The following is a 25,398-nucleotide window of genomic DNA, read 5'->3' on the forward strand; positions in this document are numbered from 1 at the left end:
GCCGCCCCGGGTCGTGCGCCGATCGAGTTCGACGGACGATCGCTCGTGATCGACGAGCGAACCGGACGGCGGCTCACCCGGAAGCGACGAGCGAGCGCGACCGCGGCTCCTCCGGACGCGACGAGAGAGCCCGGGGGAGGCTCACCCCGGAAGCGACGAGAGAGCCCAACCGCGGCTCACTCGTAGGCGGCCACCCCCGTGAGGTCCTCCCCGAGGATCAGGGTGTGGATGTCGTGGGTCCCCTCGTAGGTGTAGACGGTCTCCATGTTGGCCATGTGGCGCATCGGGGGGTAGTCGGTCGTGATCCCGTTGCCGCCGAGGATCTCGCGGGCGACCCGCGACTGGTCGCGGGCCATCCGGACGTTGTTGCGTTTGGCCATCGAGACCTGCTGGGGGCGCAACTCGCCGCGCTCCTTCAACTCGGCGAGCCGGTGGGCCAGAAGCTGGCTCGTGGTGATCTGGGTGGCCATCTCCGCGAGCTTCCCCTGTTGGAGCTGGAAGCGGGCGATCGGCCCGCCGAACTGCTCGCGGTCGCCGGCGTACTCGCGGGCCGTCTCGAAGCAGTCGCGGGCCGCGCCGACGGCCCCCCACGCGATCCCGTAGCGCGCCTGCGTGAGACACGACAGCGGTCCCTTCATTCCCTCGACGCCGGGGAGCACGTTCGAGTCGGGCACCCGAACGTCCTGGAGGCCGATCTCGCCGGTGATCGACGCCCGAAGCGACAGCTTCTCCTCGATCTCGTTCGTGGTCACGCCGTCGCGGTCGGTCTCGACGAGGAACCCGCGAACGGGGCCCGTCTCGCCGTCGTCCGCCGCCGAGCGATCGCGCGCCCAGACGACGGCGACGTCGGCGATGGGCGAGTTCGTGATCCACGTCTTCGAGCCGTTGAGGACGTACTCGTCGCCGTCCCGAACCGCGCGGGTCTCCATCGCGGCGGGGTCCGACCCGTGTTCGGGCTCGGTCAATCCGAAGCAGCCGACGGCCTCGCCGGTGGCGAGCTCGGGGAGCCACTCGTCCTTTTGCGCCTCGCTGCCGAACGCGTGGATCGGATACATCACGAGCGCGCCCTGCACGCTCGCCATCGAGCGCAGCCCGGAGTCGCCCGCCTCGAGCTCCTGCATCAACAGCCCGTAGGCCGTCTCGGAGACGTTCGGAAGGCCGTACCCGTCCAAGTTGGGCGCGTAGAACCCGAGATCGCCCATCTCGGGGATCAACTCCGTCGGGAACGTCCCGTTCTCGAAGTGCTCGCCGACGTCCGGACGTACCTGTTCGTCGACGAACCGACGGGCCGTGTCGCGTATCATCCGCTCCTCCCGGTCGAGGTCCGCCTCGAGCCCCACGTAATCGAGCATGACGGAACGTCGACGGAGGACGTCAAAAGGTGTTTGCAAACCGGTCACACGAACGACGGGACCGAAGATCGAACGGGAAACGAAGGCGGGGAAGAGAGAACGGACGACTGGACGCCGATCAGTCGTCCGCCGGCGCCGTCGCGGGGTCGGCGTCCGCGACCCGGTCGCGAACGTACGACGTGAAGTTCTCGAAGACCTGTTTGGCCTCGCAGGCCGCCTCGTGGGCCTCCGGGGAGATGCCGGCGAGAACGTCGTCGACCCGCGCGTCGCCGAGCCGGTCACGCTTTCCGTCGGCGACGTGTCTCGCCGTCTCGACGTCGTATTCGGGGTGGAACTGGAGGCCCCAACTGTGGCCGCACCGGAAGGCGTGGACGCCGTATTCGTTCTCGGCCAGCAGCTCGGCCTCCGGCGGCAGCTCCACGACGGCGTCGCCGTGGGAGGCGAAGGCGGTGAACGTCCCGTCGACCCCCTCGAAGATCTCGTCGCCGTGGTGGTCGATCTCCGCGTAGCCCAGCTCGAAGTCGTCCATGCCGGCGACGCGGCCGTCGAGCGCCTCCGCGAGCACCTGATGGCCGTAACAGATGCCGAGCGCGGGAACGCCGCGATCGACCGCCTCCGAGACGTACTCGACGAGCGGCGGGATCCACTCCTCGTCCCAGTAGACCGACGATCGCGAGCCGGTGATGACGATCGCGTCGTACTCGTGGTGGTCGGGCAGCTCGCCCTCCGTGGCCCGGAACTCGACGAGGTCGGCATCGAGCTCCCGGCGGAAGTTGCGCCGGTTGTGTGCGGCGTCGTGAGCCGCGTTGAGCAGCGCAAATCGAAGTCGCGTCATTGTCGGATCCAGTCGTCACAGCCTCAAAACGGTTGTGTCCGTCCCGAACGCTGCCGGCGTCCGACACGGGAGGAACGCCGCCAAGATCAGCGGTCCCGATCCGCGTGTTCCGCGAGCCAGCCGACCAGCTCGTCGTTTACTGTCGCGGACGCTTCGACGCCGACGAGGTGACCTGCATCCTCAACGGCGCGGAACTCGCCGCGGGGCAACCCCTCGGCGAGCGACCGTCCGTAGTGAGCCGGACAGATCGCGTCCTCGCCGCCGTGGATCACGAGCGTCGGCGTCGTGAGTTCGTGAAGCCGATCCCCGACGTCGAACGCGGAGAGCGCCGCTTTCTGTGCCTCGAACGGCCCCCTCGCGGCGTCCTCGCGAACCCGCCAGTCGACGATCCGGGACGCGACGTCGGGGTGGGACTCCCGAAAGTCCGACGAGAGGAGCGCGTTCACCGACGCCTCGACGGCGGCCGGATCGTTCGGGTCGGCCCACAGGGAGTCGGGGTTGTAGGCGTCGCCCGCGGGGGGCGTTCCGAAAAGCGTCAGGCTCCTCGGACGCGAGGACGAGAGCGCGTAGGCGAGCGCGAGCATGCCGCCAAATCCGTATCCGACGAGGTGGACGCGGCGACGCCCCTCCGCGGCGAGGACCGCCTCGAGGTCGGCGACGAGGTCGTCGACGCGGTAGGGTCCGGACGGCGCGTCCGACCGGCCGATCCCGCGAATCTCCGGGGTGATGGCGGCATAGGGACCGGCGACCGCGGCGTGCTGCCAGCCGAACTGCCAGGCGCCGAGGCCGACGTCGCCGACGAACAGCACCGCGGGGCCCGACCCGTCGCGCTCGTATCGGATCGAGACCGGACCGTTCTCCGCGCGGGCCACGGTCTACGCCCGCTTGATCGACCGCACCGTTTCGGCGGCCTCGGCGAGCGCGTCGTCGAGCGCGTCGACGTCCGGGCCGCCGCCCTGGGCGAAGTCGGGCGGACCGCCGCCGCCGCCGCCGACGCGGCTCGCGAGCCGGCTGACGACCTCCCCGGCGTTCACGCCGACGTCGTCCGGAACGCCGACGACGAACTGTGCGGAGCCGCCGGCGCCGGAGCCGATGACCGCGACCTTGCCCTCCTCGACGAGGGCGTTCGCCGCCGCCCGCAGCTCGTCGGAGTCCGCGTCGAGCCGCTGGATGACAACGGCGTCGCCGTCGAGGTCGACCTCCTCGAGGGCGTCGCCGGAGCTGGCTCTCGCCTCCGCGAGCTCCGTTTTGAGCCGCTCGATCTCCTTGCCGCGGTCCTTCCACTCCTCGAAGAACCGCTCCGCCGTCCCCGGGACGTCGAGGGGATCCACGTCGAGGACGTCGGCGGCGTCGTACAGCGCGTCCTCGGTCCGCTGGGTCCCCTCGATCGCGGCGGTGCCGGCGGCGAAGACGATCCGCTCGACGCCGTCCTGGACGGGCTCGGTCTTGAGCACCTTCACCGCCCCGACGTCGCCGGTCCGGCTCACGTGCGTCCCGGCACACGCCTGGACGTCGGCGTCTCCGACGTGGATCAGCCGGACGTTCGTTCCCGGCGGAACCCCGCCCTGGTAGAGGTCGAAGCCGTGTTCGGCCTCGGCCTCGTGGCGGTGGGGCCACTCCTGGCGGACGGCGACGTTGTCCATCACGAGGTCGTTGGCGACGCGCTCTATCGCCTTCACCTCCTCGCGGGTGATCCGTTCGTAGTGGCGGACGTCGAGCCGCGAGGAGTCGAGCCCCTTCTGGGCGCCGGCCTGCCGGACGTGGTCGCCGAGCACCTCGCGGGCGGCGTGGCCGATCAGGTGGGTCGCGGTGTGGTGGCGCATCAGTTGCCGGCGACGTTCGCCGTCGACCTGGCCGCGGACGAACTCGCCTTTCCCCGGGTCCCCGTCGGTGCGGTGGAGGACCACCCCGTCCACCTTCTGGACGTCGGTGACCTCGACGGTCGTCTCGCCGGCGGTGAGGGTCCCGCGATCGGCCGGCTGGCCGCCGCCCTCCGGGTAGAACATCGTCTGGTCGAGGACCACGTCGTATGCCGGCTCCCCGTCGTCTCCATCATCCGTCGCGTCGACCTCGAGGACGTCGAGGACGACCGCCTCGAACTCCATGCGCTCCTGGTCGTCGTAGAACAGCTCCTCGGTCTCCGGGAGGTCCGCGAGCCGGTCGTCGCGCTCGGCGGCCGTCTTCTCGCCGGCCTCCTCGTGTCGGTCGGCCACGAGCCCGTAGAAGTCGTCGGGAACGTCGACGGTGGCTCCCCGATCGGCGGCGATCTGGGCGACGGTGTCGGGCTGGATGCCGTGTGAGTCGTACAGCTCGATGAGCGTCTCCGTCGGGATGGGCTCGTCAGCTCCCGCGTACTCGTCGGCGATCTGTTCGACCTTCCGGGTGCCGCGCTCCAGCGTCCGTCGGTACTTGCGCTCCTCGGTTCGGACGATGTCGCGGATCGTATCGCGGTTCTCGTAGCCGAGGCGCTCGGCCTGCATGTCGACGAGCTCGTCGAGCGGCGCGTCCACGCCGACGTCGTCGACGAGCCGCTTCGTCCGCCGGAGGACCATCCGCGCGAGGTACCCTGTCGAGACGTTCGAGGGGACGATGCCGTCGCCGAGCATGTACGCGAGCGTCCGCGAGTGGTCGGCGATCGCGTAGATCGACTCGAGCGGCTCGAGGAGGGCACGAAGCTCCTCGACGTCGACGTCGAGCTTCTCGGCGATGTCGCCGCGGGCGTCCTCGACGTCCTCCACGTCGTCGATGTCGAGCCGGCCCGCGAGCGTCGCCGCACGGTTGATGATCTCGCGTTCCTCCTCCGTGTGCTCGATGCCGGCGTTGTCCTTCAGGAACTCGATCGCGTCGGGGTAGATCGCCTCGTAGACGGTGGGCGTGCCCTGGCTCATCCAGGTCCACCGCTCGAGCCCGTAGCCCGTGTCGACGATGTAGGTGTCCATGAAGGAGTAGGTGTTCCCGTCCTTCAGCTCGTAGTCGCCCTCGGGGTCCTGTTCCATGCACATGAAGACGAGCGTGGCGAGCTCGGCGCCGCGGTAGATGACCTCGATGGCGGGGCCGGCGTTGCCGCCGCCGACCCACGGGTCCTCGATGTAGGTGATCTCCTCGAGGTTCGCGCCCAGCGACTCGAAGAACTCGTCGCAGTAGGCGACCGTCTCGTCCTTCCAGTAGACCTCGCCCTCGTAGGCGTACTCGTCGTCGGCGTCCTCGCGGACGTTGAAGGCGTGGTGAGCCATCATCTCGAAGGCCATCGTGTGCCGGCCGGTCTTGCCGACGTTGTCGATGTCCTGCATCCGGATGCACGGCTGGGAGATGGCGAGGGGGTTCGCCGGCGGCGGCGTCTCCCCGGAGGTGACGAGCGGCTGGAAGTCGTAGATGGACGCCTGGGTCAACAGGACGTCGTCGCGCCAGCGGTTCGCCGCGACGGGATAGGGGTCGATGCGCTCGTGGTCGTGACCCTCGAAGAACGAGAGGAACGCCTCGCGCATCTCCTCGAGCGTGTACGGCTCGTCGAAGCCCGGATCGCCGATGAAGCTGTAGTCCTCACAGGGCGGTTCGCCGCACAGTTCCCGGTCGTCGTCGCGCGTCCAGAAGTGGACGCCACAGGAGGAACACTCGCGGCGGTGAAAGCCCTCCTCCTCGAAGTAATCGAGACGATATTCGTCCTCGAGCGCACTCATTACCGTTGTGTGGCCGACGTTTGGCCAAAAGGGTTCCGGGGTCGGCCGCTCGCCGTCGATCCGACGCAGTTGCGCGTTTTTCGGGGTTTCGGTCGACGCCGTCGGGACGGCTCAGTCGACGCGTTCGGCGAACCCGAACTTCGGCTTGAGATCGTCGACGACGACCTCGACGGTCTCGCCCTCGGAGGCCCCGGGAACGAAGATCGTGTAGCCGTCGCGTTTGGCGATCCCGTCGCCCTCCTCGCCGGAACCGACGATCTCCACCGTGAGCCGATCCCCCTCGGAGACGGGCGCGGTGAGCCGACCCTTCGCGACGAGGTACACCTCCGAGGAGGAGTCGCGGGAGGCCCGCGGCGAGACCGTCCGAACGTACTCGAACTCGGCCTCGATGTCCGACTCGAGATCGGCGAGGTCCTTACCCTGGAACACCTTGACGACCAGGTCGCCGCCGGGCGCGAGGAGGTCGAGCGCGACCTCGAACGCCTGGCGGGCGAGGTGGACCGAGCGGGCGTGGTCGAGGCCGTACTCGCCGGTCATGTTGGGGGCCATATCGGAGATCACCACGTCCGCGCCGCGCTCGCCGATCGTCTCCCGCAGCCGGTCCGTCGTCTTCTCCTCGGTCATGTCTCCGCGGATCGTCTCGACGGTCGCGACGTCGCCGTCGCCCCAGTCGTCCTCGGCGTCGAGATCGCGGATGCGCTGGAGGTCGACTCCGACAACCGTTCCCCCGGCCCCGACGCGCTCGGCGGCGATCTGCAGCCAGCCGCCCGGCGCGGCGCCCAGGTCGACGACCGTGTCGTCGCGGTCGAAAAGCGATGCCGTCTCGTCGAGCTGCCGGAGCTTGTAGGCGGCCCGGCTCCGGTACCCCTCCTGTTTGGAGCGGTTGTAGTACATGTCCTTGCGCGTCATGCGTACTTCACCGGCCCTCGATCGACGTCTCCCCCGGAGATCGCGGACGAATCCGTGTTCATGTCGATCGAAACGTCGCGGACCCGGAAAGGCACGTCGGATGGCGCCGGACGGGACCGGGAGTCATCCGGTCGGAACGGCCGCCACACGTCATCGGGCGGAGAGACCGACGGCGTCCGCCAACAGCTCGTGCGAGCGGAGCGCGTCCTCGTGGTCGCCGAGGACGTGCTGGATCATGACCTCGTCGACGCCGACGCGGTCGGCGAGCTGGTCGAGCAGCCCCTCGATCGTCTCCGGACTGCCGGAGATCGCCCGTGGCCACTCGTCGGGATCGAGGGTGGCGGGCGTCGGGTCGGGGACGCCGCCGATCTCGTCGATCGCCTCCTCGATGGCGGGTCGGGTGCCGACCTCGCCACGTTGCATCCGCCTGTAGGACGCCTCCGCGACGGATCGGAGCCGGGCGGCCGCCGCGTCGGTCTCCGCACAGACGGCGTTCAAAGCGACCATCCCCTCCGGCTCGTCGACGCCGCCCCCCAACCGGGAAGGCTCGAAGCGCTCCCGGTACTCCTCGAAGGCGGGGACGGCGAACTGCGGGCGGATGAACGCGGCGAAACAGAAACGCAGCCCGAGCTCCCCGGCGATGGCCGCGCTCGACGGGCTCGACCCGAGCACCCACGGGACGGCCGGACCGTCCTCCGAGCGGGGGATCTCCAGATCCGCGTAGGCGTGGTCGTCCGGATACTCGTCGTAGAGATGGGAGAGGACCGCCTCGATCCGCTCCGCGTGGTCCTCGTCGGGATTTCGGACGTGCCTGTCCGTCCCGAGCGCCCGATCGGCGGCGGGCGATCCGTTCGCGCGTCCCAATCCCGCGTCGATCCGCCCCGGCGCGAGCGCGTCCAGCGCGCCGAACTGCTCTGCGACCTTGAACGGGCTGTAGTGGTTGAGCAGGACGGCGCCCGAGCCGAGCCGTATCGAGTCGGTCCGGGCGGCGAGGTGGCCGAGCAACACCTCCGGCGTGGTTCCCGCGAGCGTGTCGGCCATGCCGTGGTGTTCGGCCACCCAGAAGCGCTCGTAGCCGAGCCGCTCGGCCTGGCGTGCGGCCTCGACAGTGTTCGCGTACGCGTCGGCGGCGGTCCCGTCGTCGGGGACCGGGGAGAGATCGACGGCGGAGAGCTTCATGCTCGGATTCGGAGTCCCCCGGAGAAAACGGTTCGGCTCCGGAACGTCCGGATCCGCCGGCTACCTGGACGAGGACCGATCGTTCGATGCCGACTCGAGGGCAAGCTCCCCCAACAGCCGATCGTCGGAGCGGTCGTCGTCGGGGGAGCGATCGTTCGCCCCGATCGAGAACCCCATGCCCGCGTAGAATTCCCGCAGATCTGGATCGAATTCCGCGACGACCCGATCGAAACCGCGGCCCGCGGCGTGGCGGATCCCCGCCCGGACGAGCGCCGATCCGATCCCGCGTCCGCGACGGGAGCGATTCACGGCGATGGCTTCGATATGAACCCCGGCGTGCCGCGGGACGAGCACCATCGCGGCGATCACGGGAGCGGCGTCCGAACCACCCACGGCCGAGTCGGCCGTCTCGACGGCGGCCAGGACGTCCTCGGCCTCGATCCGCTCGCGAACCTCGTCGGCGTCGACGTCGAGCAGCGCCCCCTCGAGGATCCGCATCACGTCCACGTACTCGTCCGCATCGGCGGGCCGGGTCGTGATGCCGGAGGGAGGATCGTCGGAGTCGATCGAGGATAGTGCCTCCGGTGTCGAAGCGTCCGGCGATGGTGCCTCCGATGCCGGAGCGTCCGGCGATCGCGGGTCGTCCTCCCCCGTCATCACGTGAACTTCGCGGCCTCCTCGAGGATCGCCTCGATCCCGGGCCTGTCGCCGGGGTGGTCGCCGGCGTATCGCCACAGGACCTCGGGGTCCCGGCGCAGGTCGACGAGGACGACCTCTGGCATCCGACCGATCAGATCGACCCGGCGGCCGATGGGTCCGAACCGCCGCCGCTGACCGTACTGGCTGGCGATCTCGGCGTCGGGGTCGGCGACGAAGGGGTAGGGAACGTCGTATTCCGCGACCCACTCGGCGGCGCGATCGCGGGGCTCCGGAAGGATCGACACGGGTTCGACGCCGGCGTTCTCGAAGTCGTCGTGGCGAGCGACGACGGTCTTGACCTGCGTTCGGCAGTTGCCACAGAGGTGGTCCCGGTGGAAGAACAGGGCGGCGAGGTCGGCGTCGGCCTCGGACAACACGAAGGGGTCGGGACCCGCCCCGACGTTCGCGCCCGCGAAGTCGACGTCCCCTGGAACGCCGAGATCGGACCGACCGTCCGACCCGCCCTTGATCAGCCGAAGCACCGTAACGGAGTCGGAATCCACGGTCCGATCCTCGGGGACCGGGGACCCGTCGACGAGGGCGGAGGCCTCCTGGGGGCTGTATCCGACGGCGCGGATCAGGTCGCCGTAGGTGTCCTCGGGGCCACACGAGAGATCGCGACTCCCCTCGCCGACGACCTCGACGGTGACGTTCATGCTCGGGTTTGGGGCCTGATCGGGTTGAAGCGATCGGTTCGACACGCGCGGGCGACCTCACGACTCCGAGCGAAGCCGGTCGGCCAGCTCGGCCGCGAGATCCTCGTCGATCTCGCTCACCCGGTCGATGAGTTCCGACTCGACGTCGCGTTGCACGCGGCTTTCGACCTCCTCGGCCACCCGTGTCTCCACCTCGTCCGCGACCTGGTCCTCGAGTTCCCGGGCCACCCTGTCGTCCACCTCCTCGGCGACGCGATCCTCGGCCCGCTCTGCGACCTGCTCTTCCGCCTCGGCCGCGACCCGTTCCTCCGCCTCTGCGGCGACTTGCTCTTCGGCTTCCGCCGCCACCTGCTCTTCGGCTTCCGCCGCCACCTGCTCTTCCGCCTCGACTGCGACGCGATCCTCGGCCTTCTCGGCCACCTGCTCCTCGAGGACGCGCTCGTAGACGGTCATGTTCTCCCAGACGCGAAGCACGTACCCGAGGACGAGCCCGCCGGAGAAGGCCGCCACGCGGGCGTCCATCCCGGCGATCATCAGGTAGCCGAACCCCGCGAGGAAGGCGACGCCGTAGACGATGTCGATGTAGAACTGGGTCTGTCGGCCGCGCAGTCGCATCGGGCGGCGGTAGGGCGCGGATCGACCAAACGCTTTCGCCGTACCGGGAGACGGCGGCGTTTATATTCGATCGTCGCCTCCCTCCGATCGAGCCGTGATCGCGACCGATCCGTTGCTCGTCGCGGGCGTCGTCATCGCCAGTTTCGTCGCGTACAACGTGGGGGGATCGACCACCGGTCCCGCGTTCGGTCCGGCCGTCGGCGCCGGCGTGATCGGGAAGGTGGCCGCGGGCGCGTTGATGAGCGTCTGTTTCTTCGCCGGGGCGTTCACCATCGGCCGGCGAGTCGTCGAGACGCTCGGGACGGACCTGCTTCGAGAGCCGGGCGTGTTCACCCCCGAGGCGAGCATCCTCGTGTTGGCCTTCATCGGCGGCGCGCTGTTCCTCGGGAACCTCTCGGGCACCCCCGCCTCGACCTCGATGACCGCGGTCGGGGCGATCGCCGGGCTCGGGCTGGCCGCCGAGCAGCTCGACTGGGCGGTCGTCGGCGAGATCCTGCTGTGGTGGATCGTCTCGCCGGTGGCCGGGTTCTGGCTCTCGGTGGTCGTGGGTCGGTACTTCTACGCTCGCATCGAGCACGCGATCGCGATCGACGGGTCCGCGGGACCGCTCGTCCGGATCGACCGGAGCGGGCGCCTGCCGCGTCCAGTTCCCGGACCCGACACGACGCGCCGCGAGATCGCGGGCAGCGCCGCGGTCGTCGCGATCGGGTGTCTGATGGCGTTCAGCTCGGGAACGAGCAACATCGCGAACGCCATCGCGCCGCTCGTCGGCAGCGGGGCCATCGACATGACGCCGGGGATCCTGATCGGCTCCGCGGCCGTCGCGGTCGGCGCGTTCACGATCGCCAGACGGACGATGGACACGCTCGGAAACGACATCACTGACCTCCCGTTGACCGCCGCGCTCGTGGTGGCCGTCATCAGCTCGACGATCGTCGTCGGGCTCTCGGCGATGGGAGTCCCGGCCAGCTTCGTCGTGATCGCGACGACGTCCATCGTCGGGCTCGGCTGGGGACGCGCGAGCCGGACGTTCACCGTCGCCGAGGCGGTCGCCGGCGAGACGTCCCCGAGCGTCTCCGTCGGCGCGCTGCGTGCGGACGACGACCCGCCGACCGTCGGCGACCCGACGAGGGAGACGGAGCGATCCGCGCCCGAAGCGATCGGCGACGCCGACCCCGCGGACGTCCCGGCGGCCGTGGAGCTGTTCGATCCGCGCACCTCGATCCGGGTGATCCTGGTGCAGAACCTCGTTCCGATCCTCGCGACCGTCGGGTCGTTCCTGACGTTCAGCCTCCTGTTCGGCGGCGTGTGGCCGGTCTGAGGCCGACCGCCGTGAACGGCACGGGCGCATCGAAGCGAGTCGGCGTCTCGGTTCGTTTATGACCCCGCCGAACGGTGGTCGACGTATGAGCGACCCCGAACAGCCGGCCGACCCCGACGGGGAAGCGTCGGATCGAGAGCCGGAGGCGGACGTCGACGCCGAGGGATCCGAAGCCGACGTCGACGACCCCGAGACGACGGCCGCGACCGCGACCGGCCGGGAGATCTGGATCGAGAAGTACCGGCCCCAGACCCTCCGGGAGATCCACGGACAAGAGGAGATCGTCGAGCGGCTCGAGAGCTACATCGCACAGGACGACCTGCCGCACCTGCTCTTCTCCGGGCCTGCCGGCGTCGGGAAGTGCGTCACGGGCGACACGCCGGTGTTGACGGGCGACGGCATCAGGCGCATCGAGGACGTGGTCGGCGACATCGACGGATTCTCGACGCCGCAACGCGACCTCGAGGTGGCCACGCTGACGGAGCAAAACGACTTCGAGTACGTCTCCCCCTCGGACGTCTTCGCGAAGGAGGCGAACGAACTCGTCACGATCCGCACGCGAGACGGGGGCGAGTTCCGGGTGACCCCGGAACACAAGCTCCGCGTCATCACCAAAGACGGGTTCGAGTGGGTTCCGGCAGCCGACACCGAGGCCGGCGATCGGGTCGCTCGACCGCTATCGGTCCCGACGCCGGAATCGCCCGCACCCCCGGGGGCGGAGTCGGGATCGTCGCTCCGTTGGTTCGAGGAGATGGACCCGGACCGCACCGAAGTCACGCTCGCGTGGGAGTCGCTTCCGGACCGCGTCTCGATGCTCGATGCCGAGTGGGCGACCGGATCGGGGGTGAATTCGATACCGCTCTCCGAGCTTCGCGCGTGTGATCTGCGGCCGAACGAGTGGGTTCCCGCGGCGCAAACGATCGAATACGTCAACGCCGTCGGCCACCGGTCGCGGTCGATCACGCCACCGACGACCGTGACGCCTGAACTCGCGCGGTTCCTGGGACTCGCGATCAGCGAGGCGAGGATCGACGACGGACGGATCAAGTTCTACAACACCGACGAGGGACTCCTCGAGGCGTTCGAATCGGCGGCACGAACGGTCTTCGAGGTCGACACGGAGCGTGGGTGCCAACACGGGGTTCCATACGTTCGCATCGGGTCACGGACGCTCACCCACTATCTCGAGTCGGTTTTCGACGTCTTTGCGAGCGCATCGGGCGACGAGGAGACGGCGATCGGCTCCGCGATCGTCTCGGCGGACGACGCCCCACGAGCCGCGTTCCTCCGTGCGGTCTTCGACGCCGAGGCTCACGTCGGAGCAGAAGGGACCATCGAACTCATCCAACGAAATCCGGACCACATCACGCTCGTCTCCTACCTGCTTTCGACGTTCGAGATCCCGTGCCGGCGAAAGACGTTAGAGAAGGCGGCAACGAACGGGACCGGGATCGAGCGAACCTACCACGCGATATATCTCTCCGGCGCGAGTGCGCTCGAGACGTTCGCCGACCGGGTCGGCTTCTCGATCGGGTACAAGGCCGATCGGCTTCACGAACACGCCGCGAAGGACGCCAACCCGAACCACGACACGATCCCGGCACAGACGGTGCTCCGGGAACTCTGTGGCCGACTCGACATTCCGGTCACCGACCACCTCCCGAAATCGCTGAATCCGGAGACGCCCGGAAGGGAACGGTACTGTGCAGTCCTGGACGACGTCGTCTCGGCCGCGGCCGATCGGATCGAGGAGGTACAACGGGCACTGGAGCGGCTCGACCGATTGGAGCCGATGGTGACGGGGACGACGAGCCTCCCGGCGGCGTGGATCGAGAAACGAAGCGACCTCGAGCCGATCGAGACGCGGTCGGCGATCGCCGAATCGACCGGCGTGCGATCCGATCGACTCCTCGAATACAGCGACGGGCGGCGGACCCCGTACGCGACGCGCGCCCTGCAGGTTCTCGAGGAACTCGACCGACCGATCGAGAACGCGGCGCTCGAGGCGGTCCAGACCGAGTTGCGGACCTGCCGTGACCTGATCGGCGCCTCAAACGTGGAGATCGCGGAGGGACTCGCGTTCGAGCCGGCGGATCTCGCGAATCTGCTGGAAGCCGACGATCACGCGGGAACGGTGGCGCGGTTCGAAACCGTGGCTGAACGGCTTCGTGAGGTGGCGCTGGATCGACTGTCGGTCGAGACGATCGAGCTGCTCAATGAGGCGACCGCGATCGCCGACGCCGATCTGTATTACGACCGCGTCGAATCCGTGGAACGGATCGAAACCGACGAGCGGGTCTACGACTTGACGGTGCCCGGGACGCGAAACTACGTCGCCGGAAACGTCCCAACGGTGATGCACAACACCACCTCGGCCACGGCGATCGCCCGCGAGATCTACGGCGACGACTGGCGCGGGAACTTCCTCGAGCTCAACGCCTCCGATCAGCGCGGGATCGACGTGGTTCGCGATCGGATCAAGAACTTCGCACGGTCGTCCTTCGGGGGCTACGACTACCGGCTCATCTTTCTCGACGAGGCCGACTCGCTGTGCGTTCCGCCGGGGACCGAGGTGGTAACGGGATACCCATCGAAACCGAAGGTGAAGCCGATAGAGGAGGTGAGCACGGACGGCGAGCCGATCCCATCGGTTGACTTCGAGACGAACGAGATCCAGTCGGACGCCGGCCGTCTCGTTGACTCCGGGATCGCGGACTTCTTCGAGATTGAACTGGATGACGGGCGGACGTTCCTCGCGAGCCCGACCCATCCGTTCTTCGTGGTCGGCGAGGACGGGAGACTCGTCGAGAAGGAGCTGCGGGAGCTATCCCCGGGAGACGAGATCGCGGATTTCAAGGACGACATCGGGGTGTCTCGGTGTGAGGTCTGTGGCTCGTGGACTGCCGGACGGTTCTGCTCGATCGACTGCAAGAACGAGGGACACAGCCGGGAAATGAGCGGTGAAAACAATCCGATGCATGGGACGGAGTGGTCCCAAGAGCGGCGGGAGAAGATCGTCGAGGCACTCTCCGATGGACGGCTGGCTGGCGAACGCAATCCGAACTACGGGGGTGATTTCCACGGGACCCACGTCTGGGACATGGACGAGGAGACGGTCGAACGAGTCCGTGAGTCGATCAGCGAAATGCGGTCGGGGACGCCCTGGGAGGAGTGGGTCGTCGATGCCGATGCCGAGGAAACCAAGCGGAAGATCGGAGCGGCAGCTGCGGAGTGGTGGCGGAATCTCGATGCCGACGAGCGGGCCGAAGTCATCGAAAAAAGCGCCGAAAACTGCGATTATCCGGTCTGTGATATCACCGGGGATAACAATCCAATGCGCGATCCCGAGATCGCAGCGAAGGTCTCCGAGGCACTGAAGGGACACGAACCGACGGGTGGGAACGTCAGACACAGCGAGGAGCTCGGTCATCTCGTCCGATCCGATTGGGAATACGAGGTCGGCAAGAAACTACAGGAAGCCGGCATCGAATACGAGTACGAACCCGCCTTCGAACTATCGGATTCAGTATATCACCCCGACTTCGTGGTCGGCGAGACGGTGATCGAAGTGAAAGGGGTGGCCAAACTGTGGGGACAGACGGAGAAAGTAGAGGAGTTCCTCGAAACGTACGGAGATAAGTACACGTTCATCGTCGTCGGTGACGGAGAACTACCGCATCACGAACACTACGAGAAGGACGAGTTCGAGGCTGCGGTACTCACTGACGGCGGTCTCGAGTCGGTTCGAACCGTGCAGATCGACAGCATCGAGTACAGCCACCGCGGGAAGGCGTACAACATCAGCATGGAAGGAACGCCGAACTTCATGCTCGCGAACGGCGTGTTGACGCACAACACCGACGACGCCCAGTCGGCGCTCCGGCGAACGATGGAGCAGTTCTCCGACAACACGCGGTTCATCCTCTCGTGTAACTACTCCTCGAAGATCATCGACCCGATCCAGTCGCGGTGTGCCGTCTTCCGGTTCTCGCCGCTCTCGGACGAGGCGATCGCGGGCCAGGTCCGCGAGATCGCCGCCGCCGAGGACATCGAGGTGACGGACGCGGGCGTCGACGCGCTCGTCTACGCGGCGAACGGCGACATGCGCCGGGCGATCAACTCGCTGCAGGCGGCCGCGACGACCGGCGACGTCGTCGACGAGGAGGCCGTCTACGCGATCACCGCGACCGCCCGCCCCGAGGAGATCGAGTCGATGGTCACGGACGCGCTCTCGGGCGACTTCTCTCGGGCTCGGGCGACCCTCGACACACTCCTCACGGAGACCGGGATGGCCGGCGGCGACGTGATCGACCAGCTCCACCGGTCCGTCTGGGAGTTCGACCTCACGGAGCGCGAGGCCGTCCGGCTGATGGAACGGATCGGCGAGGCCGACTACCGGATCACGGAGGGGGCGAACGAGCAGGTGCAACTGGAGTCGCTGCTCGCGGCGCTCTCGCTGCCCGGGGAGGACGGGAGCGAGGCCGACAAACCCGACGGGACGGAGTGACGCCGATGCTCGCGATCGTCTCGGACACACACAGCACCGGGGGACACCGGCTCTCGGGAGCGACCCTGACCGCCGTCCGGGAGGCCGAGGCGGTGATCCACGCGGGCGACTTCCATCGCGAGTCGGCGGTTGAGGCGTTCGCGGAGGAGGCCGGAACGCTTCGAGCGGTCCACGGAAACAACGCCGACGCGGCGCTTCGCGATCGGCTTCCGGAGACGCGAACGGTGGAGTACGCGGGCGTCCGGTTCGCGGTCGTCCACACGCTCCGCGGCGGGAGGACCGCACTCCGGCTGTTCGGCCGCGAACGCGACGCCGACGCCGTCGTGTTCGGCCACACCCATCGTCCCACGGTCGAGGAGGCCGGCGGAGTGACGCTCGTGAACCCCGGCAGCCACACACAGCCCCGCGGGAACCGGACCGCACACGCCGAGCTGGAGACGGTGGACGAGGAGGGCGACGAAACCGGACTTCGAGGACGGCTCGTGACACCCGGCGGCGAGACGTTCGAGCGGTTCCGGATCGATCCCTCCGCGGGCGACGAGTGCGAGTGAAAACCGGGGGGATCGACGACACCACGCTCGGCAACGGGGACGCGGTCGACGACGGCAACGCGTTCGGCGCCTACATCGGGTGAGGGGAAAGTGGGTCGCCAGCCGAACGGCGGGTGGGACGTCGACGCCGAAAGGGGGGGAACGTCGGCGCCGAAGGGGGGAACGTCGTTGGGTGAGTGGACGCCGTAATCTGAATCGACGTCGCGTGGGGGTCAGGTATCGTCGACGGTCCGTGGATCGCGGGGGAGGGCCGAAGCGGGTGTCGCATCCGAACGTGGGAGCGCCGGGAGCATATATCCGTGCTTGGCACAAAGAGGCGTTTTAGCGATCGACACAAACGGCCGGGTCGGACGCTCCGCCGTCGCGCCGAAACGCCTAACACCACGCCGGGAATAGCCGCGGTGTATGATCCCGCTGGATCCCGTGTTCATCGGCCTGCTCCTGGCGTTGATCGGGCTCTTTCTGTTCGGCTTCCTGCTCGTCAGGCGCACGCTCTTGAGCCTGCGTGAGGGCTACGAGGACGGCCAGCGGTAAGATGGCCGCCGAAACGGCACTCACGTTCCTCGTCGCCGGGCTGGCGAGCCTGTTCATGGCCTGGGCGATCGGAGCCGGATCGTCGGGGTCGACTCCCTTCGCACCCGCGGTCGGCGCGAACGCGATCTCCGTGATGCGGGCGGGCCTCGTCGTCGGCGTCCTCGGCTTTCTCGGGGCGGTGCTTCAGGGCGCGAACGTCACGGAGGCGGTCGGCACGGAGCTGATAGGCGGCGTCACGCTCACCGCCGGGGCCGCGATCGTCGCGCTCGTGACCGCGGCGGCGCTGGTGGCGATCGGGGTGTTCACGGGATATCCGATCGCGACGGCGTTCACGGTCACGGGCGCGGTCGTCGGCGTCGGCCTCGGCCTCGGGGGCGACCCCGCGTGGGGCAAGTACGCCGAGATAACCACGCTGTGGGTGCTCACGCCGTTCGTCGGGGGCGGCGTCGCCTACGGCGTCGCGCGCGCGCTCCAGAGTCCGAGGCTCCCGGAGCGGGCGTTGACCGCGAGCCTCGCCGGAGTGGTCGGAGCGATCCTCGCGAACGTCGGATTCGCGTTCCTGGGGCCGGCCGACGAGCAGGGATCGATCGCGGGGGACCTCGGCGGACGTCTCCCGGCGGTCGCCGAGTTCGATCCGGGCCTCGGAATCGGACTCGGAGCGATCATCGTGACGTTCGCGTTCGCCGCAGGCGTCGCCGCCGTCGTCCACGCCGACCTCGGACGCGATCGCGAGGGGGGACAGCGACGGTTCCTGCTGGCGCTCGGCGGGCTGGTCGCGTTCTCCGCGGGCGGCTCGCAGGTCGGATTGGCGATCGGCCCCCTGGTGCCGCTGCTCGGGGGGACGTCGGTGCCGCTTTGGGCGGTCCTCGTCGGCGGCGGCGCCGGGCTGCTCGCCGGGTCCTGGACGGGCGCGCCGCGGATGATCAAGGCGCTCGCCCAGGACTACGCGTCGATGGGGCCGCGCCGCTCCATCGCGGCGCTCATCCCCTCGTTCGCGATCGCCCAGACGGCCGTCGCGTTCGGTATCCCGGTCTCGTTCAACGAGATCATCGTGTCCGCGATCATCGGCGCGGGATACGCCGCCGGGGACTCGGGCGTGAGCGGTCGAAAGATGGGGTATACCGTCCTGGCGTGGATCGGATCGCTCGCGGTCGCGTTGGCGCTCGGGTACGGCGCCTACCGGCTGGTCGCGGTCGTTCCGTGAGGGCTCAGGAGGCGTCGGGTTCCGCGGCCTCTTCGGTACCGGACTCGTCGGGCTCCTCGGGGGAATCGTCGGCGCGATACTCGTCGGTGATGGTGACTCGGGCCTTCATGATCCGGGTGTTGTCGACGCGCTCGATTCGGATGTCGATGCCGTCGTAGTCGATCGACTCGCCCTCCTCGACGAGGCGACCGGCGCGGTTGAAGACGAAGCCGGCGAGGGTCTCGAACTCCTGTCCCTCCGGGAGATCGATGCCGAGAATCTCGTTGACCTCGTCGATGTTGACCTCGCCTTGGACCATCGCGACGTCGTCGTCGATGAACTCGACGGGCTCCGGCTCGTCGCCCTCGAGGATGTCGCCGACGATCTCCTCGACCATGTCCTCGAGGGTGATGATGCCCTCCGTGGTCCCGAACTCGTCGATGACGACGACCATCTGGAGGCGGTTGTCCTGCATCTCCTCGAGCAGCTCGTCGGCGTTCTTCGACTCCGGAACGTGCAGCGTCGGCTTGACGACGCGGTCGAGGGAGGGTTCACCCTCCGCGTATCGCAGCTCGCGAACGAGGTCGCGAACGGTCACGACCCCGACGATGTTGTCGAGGTTCCCCTCGTAGATCGGCACGCGCTCGTGGTCCGACTGGACGCAGGTCTCGATCGCCTCCTCCACGCTCGCGGATTTCGGGACGGCGGTGACGTCGAGTCGCGGCGTCATCACCTCCTTGGCGATGGTGTTGTTGAACCGGAAGATCCGGTCGAGCATCTCGCGTTCCTCCTCCTCGATGACGCCCTCGCGCTCGCCGGTCTGGATGATGTTCTGGATCTCCTCGCGGGTGACGTAGGTCGACTCGATCGCCGCGCGACCGCCGGTGAGGCGGTTGACGAGCCGGGTGAGGTGGTCGAAGAGCACGACGAGCGGGAACAGCACCCACTCGGAGTACTTGAGCGGGCGGGCGATCCGAAGCGCCCACGACTCGGTGTGTTCCACCGCGTAGGACTTCGGGGCGCTCTCGCCGAACAGCAACACGATCGCCGTGATGCCGAACGTCGAGATGAGCACCGCGGGCCCGGCGTCGAAGTAGAAGCCGACCAGGGCGGTCGAGATCGACGACATCGCGATGTTGACGATGTTGTTTCCGACGAGGATCGTCACGAGGAGACGGTGGGAGTTCTCCCGCAGGCCCTGGACGGTCTCGGCGGCCGCTACGCCCTCCTCCACCATCGCGTCCACGCGGTGTTTCGCGAGCGAGAACATCGCGATCTCCGAGGAGGAGAAGAACGCGGACAGTCCGAGCAGGACGACGATGGCGACCATCCCGAGGAGCGTCCAGGTCGTCGTGTCGATCGGTGCCGCCTGGAGCAGGGTGATGGCCGAGATACTCGACGATAAGCCCATTCTCATTACACGTGAGAGGGGGAGCCGTTAAATCATTTCGGAGGGTGTTTCGGATCGTTTCGGCCGAAGCGGCCCCCGAACCGGCGAACTACCGCGATCGGAGGCGATCGAATGCGATCAAACACGATCAGAGGCGATCAGAGGAGATCGGAGACGATCAAACGCGATCGGACGCCGAAACGTATCGGTCGGGTGGATCGAGCCCGGTCGGACGCCACGACGTGGCGACACGGTTACACGCGAGGAGGCACAACCCGTCCTCATGGCCGAGGACACAGACATCACCCTGTATCGGCTGCAGGCGTGCCCGTACTGCGAACGGGTCGTCCGGACGCTGAACGATCTCGGACTCGCGTACCGGTCGCGGTTCGTCGAGCCGATGCACTCCGAACGGAACGTGGTAAAGCGGGTCTCCGGCGCCCGGACCGTTCCAGCGATCGTCGACGAACGAACCGGCGTGACGATGTCCGAGAGCGCGAACATCGTCGAGTACCTGCAGAACACCTACGGCGAGGAGGGAGCCTGAGATGGTCGAGTTCGACGTCGTCTCCCTGCCGGAGACGGACCACGTCGAGGCCGGCGAGGCCGCGCCCGATTTCACCCGTCCTCTCGTGAACGACGAGTACTGGGAGGATCGATCGCTCTCGAGCCTGATCGAGGACGGGCCAGTCCTGCTCGTCGCACATCCGATGGACGGCGCGTTCCAGTCGACCTACGTGTACAACGAGATCGACGAGCGAGAGTGGACGGACCGGATCGAGGTCGTCGGACTGAGCATCTCGACGCCGTACGAACACGGGACGTTCCTCGATGAGCGCGGCGTCGACGCCCGGATCTTCTCGGATCCGGCCGGCGAGGTGCTCGCGGACTACGGCATCGAGAACGATCTCGACGGGATGACCGGGGTCGTCGACGCCCGGCCCGCCGTGTTCGTGATCGACGAGGACCGGACGGTTCGATACGCCTGGGTCGGCGACGAGCAGCCCTCGTTCCCGCCGTACGACGAGGTCGAGACGGCGATCGGCGACCTCCTCGGGTGAGCGAATGAGCGGACAGCCGAACCCGAGCGCGGATCCGGCGGTCACGCCGGAGATCGAGGCGGCGATCGACCGGGCGGCCGCGGCGACGGCACGAGGGGAACTCGTCGTCTACCCGACCGAGACCGTCTACGGACTGGGAGCGGACGCGCTCGATCCGGCGGCCGTAGAGCGGGTCTTCGAGACGAAGGGCCGGAACCGATCGAAGCCGCTCTCGCTCGGCGTCGCGAGCGTCGACGCGGCGCTCGCACACACCCAGCCGACCGACATCGAGGAGGCGTGCCTCCGCCGGTTCCTCCCGGGGCCGGTCACCGTGATCGTAGCGCGGGACGAGTCGGTGCCGGACGCGCTCACTGCGGGTCGAGACCGGGTCGGGATCCGGATCCCGGACCATCCGATCGCGCTCGCGCTGCTTTCGGAGACCGGGCCACTCACCGCGACGAGCGCGAACCGGTCGGGAACCGGAAGCGTTCGCCGACTCGAGGACCTCGACGAGGGGATCCGCGATCGGGTCGCGGTCGCCATCGACGGCGGCGAGACCGACGGGGTCGAAAGCACCGTCGTCGAACCGGCGACGGGCACCGTCCACCGCCGCGGCGCGAACGCCGACGCGGTCGAGGCGTGGCTCGAGTCCGAGCGGTAGGCCCGGAGGACGGCGTGTTCACAGCCCGAGCCGCGATCGAAGCGATCGGGTCTTCGTTCCGCATTTCTCGTGGTACTCACAGGGCGGACAGCGGGCGTCGTTTACCCTCGGCGGCGGACCGTCGATCCCGCGGGCGGCGCGAAGCGCCCGTCGATACGTCGCCAGCCGCCGCACCGTGAGACGCACCTCCCGAACGACGCCGACGGCGGGATACTCGACGAGCGCACGCGGGATCTCCCGTTCGCGTTCCCATGCGAGCGCCTTCGCGACGGCCACGGCTCGAACCGCCTGCGGTTCCCAGACGCCGGTCTCCGGCGGCGTCCCGGGCGAGACGATCGTCGGGATCGGCGGTGGATCCGGGGACGAACCGTCCGAATCGGGACCGTCGATGACCTTGTGTGCTATGCCGTGGCACGTCCGACCGACGAGCAGGACGCGCTCGTCGGCCGGGTTCACGAGGGAACGCCAGGGGACGTCGAATCGATCCACGAGTCCGCCGTCGCGAAGGGACCGAAGTCGCCGCCGATAACGGGCCGGCGGCGGATCGATCGGTCGATCCGAGAGGTCGCGATCGGAGAGGTCGAGCAGTTCGGGGTATCGAAAGGCGAGGTCGATCCGGGCCCGCTGGGAGTCGGGGATCGTTCGATCGTCGACCCGTCGGGCGTAGTAGAGCTGGCGCGGGCAGTAGGCCGCGCGAGTCAAGTCGCCGAACGAGACCGAACCGGACGGGAGAGGCGAGTCCCGTCCGGGCGAGGCGGTTCCGACCTCGGTGGCGTCCGCTGGTGTTGCGTCCGTTGCTGTAGCGTCCGCTTTTGTAGCGTCCGTTCCTGTGGCGTCCAACTCGAGCGTATCGGCGTCTGACACGGGGTGTCTGTGCCGCGATCCGGTATAAACGACCGGGGTGGACGCTCGAGGAGGTGGAGAGGGGTGAACGACCGGAGCCGGCGATCAAAACGAGACGTCGGTCTCGATGTCCTCGGCGGCCTCCCGGAGGCCGTCCTCGCGCGCGTCGGTGGCGTGTGTCTCCTCGAGTTCGACGTCGGTGAGGAGTTCGCGAAACTCGTCGCGGAACCGGTGGTTCGCGCGCGTCGACTCGACGTCCGCCTCGGCGACACGGCGGCATCGGGCGGCGGTCTCGGCGTCGATCCCCAGCTCCTCGGCCAGCTCCGCCGTGGTGGCGCCGGCGAGGACGAGCCGCGTTACGGCCTCGAACTCGACCGGGAACTCGCGGTCGTCGTCGCGAACGAGGTGGAGATCCATCCGGGCGCGAAAGACGTCCTCCGAAGAGATCTCGGGAGCGGCGTCGAGTTCCGCGTTCGGGTCCTCGGCCGCCGACGCGAGGTCGGCGGCGATCGCGGCGTCGTCGCTCCCGGCGTCGTCGCTCTCACCGCTCCCGTCGTTCCCGTCGCCGTCTCCCTCGAAGTGGGCGCGGACGACGCGTTCGTAGGCCGAGTCGGGGAGGTCGCTCGAGAAGGCGTACCGCTCGCGCATCGTCGCGATCAGCTCCTGGACCCGCCGTGTGACCGTCGCGTCGTCGCGATCGGTCAACGACCCCCGGCCGGACTCCTGGCTCTCCGTGACGGTTTCGGCGCCCGTGGCGTCGACGAAGATGTCCCGAAGCTCGGCCGTCTTCTCGTCCATGGTGGCGATCCAACGGCTCGCGCGAGTAAAAGCGTGTCCCCGTCCGGCGGAGACGGCGTTCGAACGCCCCGGATCCCCTCCGGAACGTCGATCGCGGCGAGCGCGTGAATTGATATTACTCGAGGAGCCTTGGAAGCATATATAACCGGGAGTCCCCGAACGACTCTCGAGACCAACGATGCCCAAGGTGAGCGTGGACATTCCCGAGGAGCTGTTGAACGATCTCGATCGACACGTCGGCGACGACGGCAAGTTCGTGAACCGAAGCGACGCGGTCCGCGCGTCGATCCGCAAGACGCTCGACCGGCTCGACGAGATCGACGAACGACACGGGCGGCTGGACGAGGACGAACGGGGAGACGGAACGCCCGACGCGAACGGAACGGACGACGGGGGCGAGGATGTCTAGCCCGGGCGCTGTGGCGTCCGAGGACCCGACCGGCCGCCGGGCGATCGGACGGGTGAGCCTGCTCGCGCTGTTCGTGACCGCGCTGGTGACCGCCCAGCTGACGGCGGCGAAGCTCCTCGCGATCCCGCTTCCGGTCGCGGTCCCGCGGGTCGGTCCGGAGATCCTGCTGCCGGGGGCGGCGCTCGCGTACGCGCTCACGTTCTTCGCCTCGGACTGCTACGCCGAGCTGTACGGGCGGCGCGCGGCGCAGGTGATGGTCAACGTCGCGTTCGCGATGAACTTCGTCGTGTTGGCGCTCGTCTGGTCGACGATCGCGGCGCCCGCACAGAACCCGGAGTTCGCGGCGACCTTCGAGTCGGCGCTCGCGCCGGCGACCAACATCGTGGCCGGGAGTCTGCTCGCGTACCTCGTGAGCCAGAACTGGGACGTGCTCGTCTTCCACGCGCTCCGCGATCGGACCGACGGGGCCCACCTGTGGCTGCGAAACCTCGCGTCGACCGCGACGAGCCAGGCGATCGACACGGTCATCTTCGTCGGCGTCGCCTTCGTGGTGGCGCCGACCTACTTCGGCATCGGGGACGCGCTGCCGACGGCCATCGTCGTCTCGTTGATCCTCGGCCAGTACCTCCTCAAGCTGCTGATCGCGGTGGCGGACACGCCGTTCGTCTACCTCGTGGTCGCCGCCGTGCGGCGATAGGGCCGGACCACGTGAGGGGACGGATCGGTGGCCGCCGGGAAGCCAAACGCCCAAGCCGATGCCCGGCCAAGCGGGGACATGGCGACGCCTCGTCTCGTCTACGACGACGACTGCGGGTTCTGCAAGTGGTGTGTCCGGATCGCGGTCCGCCACGGCGAGTTCGAACCCGTCGGGTTCGGCGAACTCTCGCCCGACCAGCGGGCGCGGCTGCCCGGGAACTACGAGTCGTGCATGCACCTGTTGACCGACGAGGCGGTCTACTCCTGCGGCGAGGCTCTCGAGCGCGTCGTAGCCCGTTTCGGCCCCGGATGGCGAGCGGCCGTCAACGTCGCACGCCGGGTTCCGGGGTGGTCGACGCTTCGGGAGCGGGGCTACCGGTTCGTCGCCGATCGGCGGTCGATCTGGGGACGGATCCGGTCGTGTGAGACGGTGTAGCGACGGCCGATCAACGCGACGCTCCCCTGTCCGGTATCGATAAGCCCGTGTGGACGAACCGACGGACATGAGCTCGGATCTCGACGTCGACCTCCGGTCCGACACGGTGACGACGCCCTCGACGGCGATGCGCGAGGCGGCCGCGGTCGCCGACGTCGGCGACGACGTCTACCGCGACGACCCGACGGTGAACGAACTCGAGTCCCGCGCGGCGGAGATGGTCGGCATGGAGGCCGCCCTCTACGTTCCCTCGGGCACGATGGGCAACCAGATCGCGGTCCACACGCACGCGGAACCCGGCGACGAGCTGCTGGTGGAGCGCGAGTCGCACATTTACCGGTGGGAGCTCGGCGGCGCCGCGAGCCTCTCGGGCGTCCAGACGCGCCCGATCGACGCCGGCGATCGGGGCGTGCCGACGCCCGACCAGGTTCGCGAGGGGATCGTCGAACGCGACCTGCACCGTCCCGGCACGGGATTGTGCGCCCTCGAGAACACGCACAACTACCGCGGCGGGGCCGCGATCGGGAAATCGGCGATCGACGCGGCCGCGACGGCCGCCCACGACCACGCCGTTCCGGTACACGTCGACGGAGCTCGGATATTCAACGCGGCGGTTGCGCTGGACGTCGACGCGTCCGACCTGCTCGAGCGCGTCGACAGCGTGATGTTCTGTCTCTCGAAGGGACTCGGCGCGCCCGTCGGGTCGATGCTCGCGGGGCCGGCGGCGTTCATCGAGGAGGCGCGGCGGGTCCGCAAGCTGTTCGGCGGCGGGATGCGCCAGGCCGGGATGATCGCGGCCCCCGGCCTCTGCGCGCTCGAGAACGTCGACCGGCTCGCCGACGACCACGCCAACGCCGCCCGGCTTGCCGAGGGGCTCGAGGAGCTACCGGGCCTCTCGACGTCGGATCCCGACACGAACATCGTCGTGGTCGACGTCGAGGGGGCCGGACGCACGGCCGCGGAGTTCGCGAGCGCCTGTGCGGACGCCGGCGTGGGATGCGTCGAGTTCGGCCGGCGGACGGTCCGGTTCACCACCCACCTCGACGTGGACCGCGGGGACGTCGAGACGGCGCTCGAACGGATCGAGGGGATCGTTGGATAAGGGCA

At 68.6% G+C, this 25,398-nt stretch carries 24 protein-coding genes and 1 pseudogene; 12 read left to right on the plus strand and 13 right to left on the minus strand.

Annotation, left to right across the window (positions count from 1 at the left end):
- Positions 1 to 176: 176 nt before the first annotated feature.
- From ACZ5YD_RS08070 to ACZ5YD_RS08115, 10 genes and pseudogenes are all read right to left on the minus strand, one after another.
- Positions 177 to 1,352: an acyl-CoA dehydrogenase family protein gene (locus ACZ5YD_RS08070; protein WP_379742089.1), complete on the minus strand. Its 1,176-nt coding sequence runs from the start codon at positions 1,350 to 1,352 to the stop codon at positions 177 to 179.
- A gap of 118 nt (positions 1,353 to 1,470) precedes the next feature.
- Positions 1,471 to 2,187 carry a type 1 glutamine amidotransferase gene (locus ACZ5YD_RS08075; RefSeq protein WP_379742091.1) on the minus strand — a complete coding sequence of 239 codons (717 nt, stop codon included), beginning with the start codon at positions 2,185 to 2,187 and terminating at the stop codon, positions 1,471 to 1,473.
- An 86-nt stretch (positions 2,188 to 2,273) separates the two neighbouring features.
- Positions 2,274 to 3,059: an alpha/beta fold hydrolase gene (locus ACZ5YD_RS08080; protein WP_379742093.1), complete on the minus strand. Its 786-nt coding sequence runs from the start codon at positions 3,057 to 3,059 to the stop codon at positions 2,274 to 2,276.
- Between the two features lie 3 nt (positions 3,060 to 3,062).
- Positions 3,063 to 5,864: an alanine--tRNA ligase gene (gene alaS / locus ACZ5YD_RS08085; protein ID WP_379742096.1), complete on the minus strand. Its 2,802-nt coding sequence runs from the start codon at positions 5,862 to 5,864 to the stop codon at positions 3,063 to 3,065.
- 111 nt (positions 5,865 to 5,975) lie between these two features.
- Positions 5,976 to 6,773, minus strand: a complete 798-nt coding sequence (locus tag ACZ5YD_RS08090; RefSeq protein WP_379742099.1) for an SAM-dependent methyltransferase — start codon at positions 6,771 to 6,773, stop codon at positions 5,976 to 5,978.
- 150 nt (positions 6,774 to 6,923) lie between these two features.
- Positions 6,924 to 7,952, minus strand: a complete 1,029-nt coding sequence (locus tag ACZ5YD_RS08095; RefSeq protein ID WP_379742102.1) for an LLM class flavin-dependent oxidoreductase — start codon at positions 7,950 to 7,952, stop codon at positions 6,924 to 6,926.
- Between the two features lie 60 nt (positions 7,953 to 8,012).
- Positions 8,013 to 8,609, minus strand: coding sequence for a GNAT family N-acetyltransferase (locus ACZ5YD_RS08100; protein ID WP_379742105.1), 597 nt, complete (start codon positions 8,607 to 8,609; stop codon positions 8,013 to 8,015).
- Positions 8,609 to 9,133: a peroxiredoxin family protein gene (locus ACZ5YD_RS08105; RefSeq protein ID WP_379743048.1), complete on the minus strand. Its 525-nt coding sequence runs from the start codon at positions 9,131 to 9,133 to the stop codon at positions 8,609 to 8,611. Before ACZ5YD_RS08105 ends, ACZ5YD_RS08100 begins: the two co-directional genes overlap by 1 nt.
- A pseudogene (gene samp2, locus ACZ5YD_RS08110) lies at positions 9,107 to 9,307 on the minus strand (ubiquitin-like small modifier protein SAMP2); the annotation flags it as partial. The gene ACZ5YD_RS08105 and the pseudogene samp2, both read right to left, overlap by 27 nt.
- Positions 9,308 to 9,364: 57 nt before the next feature.
- Positions 9,365 to 9,922 (minus strand): hypothetical protein, encoded by a 558-nt coding sequence (locus tag ACZ5YD_RS08115; RefSeq protein ID WP_379742108.1) that lies wholly within the window; start codon positions 9,920 to 9,922, stop codon positions 9,365 to 9,367.
- A 94-nt stretch (positions 9,923 to 10,016) separates the two neighbouring features.
- Between ACZ5YD_RS08115 and ACZ5YD_RS08120 the strand changes: the two genes are divergently transcribed.
- From ACZ5YD_RS08120 to ACZ5YD_RS08140, 5 genes are all read left to right on the plus strand, one after another.
- On the plus strand, positions 10,017 to 11,243 hold the full coding sequence (locus ACZ5YD_RS08120) for an inorganic phosphate transporter (protein ID WP_379742111.1): 1,227 nt from the start codon (positions 10,017 to 10,019) through the stop codon (positions 11,241 to 11,243).
- Positions 11,244 to 11,328: 85 nt separating this feature from the next.
- Entirely contained in the window at positions 11,329 to 15,750 is a 4,422-nt protein-coding gene (locus tag ACZ5YD_RS08125; protein ID WP_379742114.1) for a replication factor C small subunit, read from the plus strand.
- Between the two features lie 5 nt (positions 15,751 to 15,755).
- A complete protein-coding gene (locus tag ACZ5YD_RS08130) occupies positions 15,756 to 16,301 on the plus strand; it encodes a metallophosphoesterase (protein WP_379742117.1) in 546 nt (181 codons plus the stop codon).
- Positions 16,302 to 16,706: 405 nt separating this feature from the next.
- Positions 16,707 to 16,835 carry a DUF7859 family protein gene (locus ACZ5YD_RS08135; RefSeq protein ID WP_379742120.1) on the plus strand — a complete coding sequence of 43 codons (129 nt, stop codon included), beginning with the start codon at positions 16,707 to 16,709 and terminating at the stop codon, positions 16,833 to 16,835.
- Position 16,836: 1 nt separating this feature from the next.
- Positions 16,837 to 18,039 (plus strand): inorganic phosphate transporter, encoded by a 1,203-nt coding sequence (locus tag ACZ5YD_RS08140; RefSeq protein WP_379742123.1) that lies wholly within the window; start codon positions 16,837 to 16,839, stop codon positions 18,037 to 18,039.
- A 4-nt stretch (positions 18,040 to 18,043) separates the two neighbouring features.
- Here the strand turns inward: ACZ5YD_RS08140 and ACZ5YD_RS08145 are convergent, their stop codons facing one another.
- Positions 18,044 to 19,429 (minus strand): hemolysin family protein, encoded by a 1,386-nt coding sequence (locus ACZ5YD_RS08145; RefSeq protein ID WP_379742126.1) that lies wholly within the window; start codon positions 19,427 to 19,429, stop codon positions 18,044 to 18,046.
- A 262-nt stretch (positions 19,430 to 19,691) separates the two neighbouring features.
- On the opposite strand from ACZ5YD_RS08145, the gene ACZ5YD_RS08150 reads away from it, so the two are divergent.
- From ACZ5YD_RS08150 to ACZ5YD_RS08160, 3 genes are read left to right on the plus strand one after another with little or no spacing between them, the layout of a single operon-like run.
- Positions 19,692 to 19,955 (plus strand): glutaredoxin family protein, encoded by a 264-nt coding sequence (locus tag ACZ5YD_RS08150; protein ID WP_379742129.1) that lies wholly within the window; start codon positions 19,692 to 19,694, stop codon positions 19,953 to 19,955.
- Between the two features lies 1 nt (position 19,956).
- Positions 19,957 to 20,469, plus strand: coding sequence for a redoxin domain-containing protein (locus ACZ5YD_RS08155; protein WP_379742132.1), 513 nt, complete (start codon positions 19,957 to 19,959; stop codon positions 20,467 to 20,469).
- A 4-nt stretch (positions 20,470 to 20,473) separates the two neighbouring features.
- The gene (locus ACZ5YD_RS08160) at positions 20,474 to 21,109 is read left to right on the plus strand and encodes an L-threonylcarbamoyladenylate synthase (RefSeq protein WP_379742135.1); all 636 of its coding nucleotides are present in this window, start codon (positions 20,474 to 20,476) and stop codon (positions 21,107 to 21,109) included.
- Positions 21,110 to 21,127: 18 nt separating this feature from the next.
- Here ACZ5YD_RS08160 and ACZ5YD_RS08165 read toward each other — a convergent pair whose 3' ends face one another.
- Complete coding sequence (locus ACZ5YD_RS08165; protein WP_379743050.1) at positions 21,128 to 21,811, minus strand: CRISPR-associated protein Cas4; 684 nt, start codon at positions 21,809 to 21,811, stop codon at positions 21,128 to 21,130.
- Positions 21,812 to 22,057: 246 nt separating this feature from the next.
- Complete coding sequence (locus ACZ5YD_RS08170; RefSeq protein WP_379742138.1) at positions 22,058 to 22,750, minus strand: hypothetical protein; 693 nt, start codon at positions 22,748 to 22,750, stop codon at positions 22,058 to 22,060.
- 178 nt (positions 22,751 to 22,928) lie between these two features.
- Here ACZ5YD_RS08170 and ACZ5YD_RS08175 point away from each other — a divergent pair, with 178 nt between their 5' ends.
- The 4 genes from ACZ5YD_RS08175 (at position 22,929) to ACZ5YD_RS08190 (ending at position 25,393) form a co-directional block, all read left to right on the plus strand.
- The gene (locus ACZ5YD_RS08175; protein WP_379742141.1) at positions 22,929 to 23,159 is read left to right on the plus strand and encodes a ribbon-helix-helix domain-containing protein; all 231 of its coding nucleotides are present in this window, start codon (positions 22,929 to 22,931) and stop codon (positions 23,157 to 23,159) included.
- Positions 23,152 to 23,856, plus strand: coding sequence for a queuosine precursor transporter (locus ACZ5YD_RS08180; RefSeq protein WP_379742144.1), 705 nt, complete (start codon positions 23,152 to 23,154; stop codon positions 23,854 to 23,856). The genes ACZ5YD_RS08175 and ACZ5YD_RS08180 overlap by 8 nt, the downstream gene beginning before the upstream one ends.
- Positions 23,857 to 23,934: 78 nt before the next feature.
- Positions 23,935 to 24,291: a thiol-disulfide oxidoreductase DCC family protein gene (locus tag ACZ5YD_RS08185; protein WP_379742147.1), complete on the plus strand. Its 357-nt coding sequence runs from the start codon at positions 23,935 to 23,937 to the stop codon at positions 24,289 to 24,291.
- Positions 24,292 to 24,358: 67 nt separating this feature from the next.
- Complete coding sequence (locus ACZ5YD_RS08190) at positions 24,359 to 25,393, plus strand: threonine aldolase family protein (RefSeq protein ID WP_379742150.1); 1,035 nt, start codon at positions 24,359 to 24,361, stop codon at positions 25,391 to 25,393.
- The last annotated feature ends 5 nt before the right edge of the window (positions 25,394 to 25,398 follow it).

This window comes from Halopenitus salinus (assembly GCF_055397165.1).

Coding starts and splice junctions, on each gene's coding strand:
- ACZ5YD_RS08070 (WP_379742089.1), bottom strand. CDS start 1,352: ATGCTCGATTACGTGGGGCTCGAGGCGGACCTCGACCGGGAGGAGCGG.
- ACZ5YD_RS08075 (WP_379742091.1), bottom strand. CDS start 2,187: ATGACGCGACTTCGATTTGCGCTGCTCAACGCGGCTCACGACGCCGCA.
- alaS (WP_379742096.1), bottom strand. CDS start 5,864: ATGAGTGCGCTCGAGGACGAATATCGTCTCGATTACTTCGAGGAGGAG.
- ACZ5YD_RS08090 (WP_379742099.1), bottom strand. CDS start 6,773: ATGACGCGCAAGGACATGTACTACAACCGCTCCAAACAGGAGGGGTAC.
- ACZ5YD_RS08095 (WP_379742102.1), bottom strand. CDS start 7,952: ATGAAGCTCTCCGCCGTCGATCTCTCCCCGGTCCCCGACGACGGGACC.
- ACZ5YD_RS08100 (WP_379742105.1), bottom strand. CDS start 8,609: ATGACGGGGGAGGACGACCCGCGATCGCCGGACGCTCCGGCATCGGAG.
- ACZ5YD_RS08115 (WP_379742108.1), bottom strand. CDS start 9,922: ATGCGACTGCGCGGCCGACAGACCCAGTTCTACATCGACATCGTCTAC.
- ACZ5YD_RS08125 (WP_379742114.1), top strand. CDS start 11,329: ATGAGCGACCCCGAACAGCCGGCCGACCCCGACGGGGAAGCGTCGGAT.
- ACZ5YD_RS08130 (WP_379742117.1), top strand. CDS start 15,756: ATGCTCGCGATCGTCTCGGACACACACAGCACCGGGGGACACCGGCTC.
- ACZ5YD_RS08135 (WP_379742120.1), top strand. CDS start 16,707: ATGATCCCGCTGGATCCCGTGTTCATCGGCCTGCTCCTGGCGTTGATC.
- ACZ5YD_RS08140 (WP_379742123.1), top strand. CDS start 16,837: ATGGCCGCCGAAACGGCACTCACGTTCCTCGTCGCCGGGCTGGCGAGC.
- ACZ5YD_RS08145 (WP_379742126.1), bottom strand. CDS start 19,429: ATGGGCTTATCGTCGAGTATCTCGGCCATCACCCTGCTCCAGGCGGCA.
- ACZ5YD_RS08150 (WP_379742129.1), top strand. CDS start 19,692: ATGGCCGAGGACACAGACATCACCCTGTATCGGCTGCAGGCGTGCCCG.
- ACZ5YD_RS08155 (WP_379742132.1), top strand. CDS start 19,957: ATGGTCGAGTTCGACGTCGTCTCCCTGCCGGAGACGGACCACGTCGAG.
- ACZ5YD_RS08160 (WP_379742135.1), top strand. CDS start 20,474: ATGAGCGGACAGCCGAACCCGAGCGCGGATCCGGCGGTCACGCCGGAG.
- ACZ5YD_RS08170 (WP_379742138.1), bottom strand. CDS start 22,750: ATGGACGAGAAGACGGCCGAGCTTCGGGACATCTTCGTCGACGCCACG.
- ACZ5YD_RS08175 (WP_379742141.1), top strand. CDS start 22,929: ATGCCCAAGGTGAGCGTGGACATTCCCGAGGAGCTGTTGAACGATCTC.
- ACZ5YD_RS08180 (WP_379742144.1), top strand. CDS start 23,152: ATGTCTAGCCCGGGCGCTGTGGCGTCCGAGGACCCGACCGGCCGCCGG.
- ACZ5YD_RS08185 (WP_379742147.1), top strand. CDS start 23,935: ATGGCGACGCCTCGTCTCGTCTACGACGACGACTGCGGGTTCTGCAAG.
- ACZ5YD_RS08190 (WP_379742150.1), top strand. CDS start 24,359: ATGAGCTCGGATCTCGACGTCGACCTCCGGTCCGACACGGTGACGACG.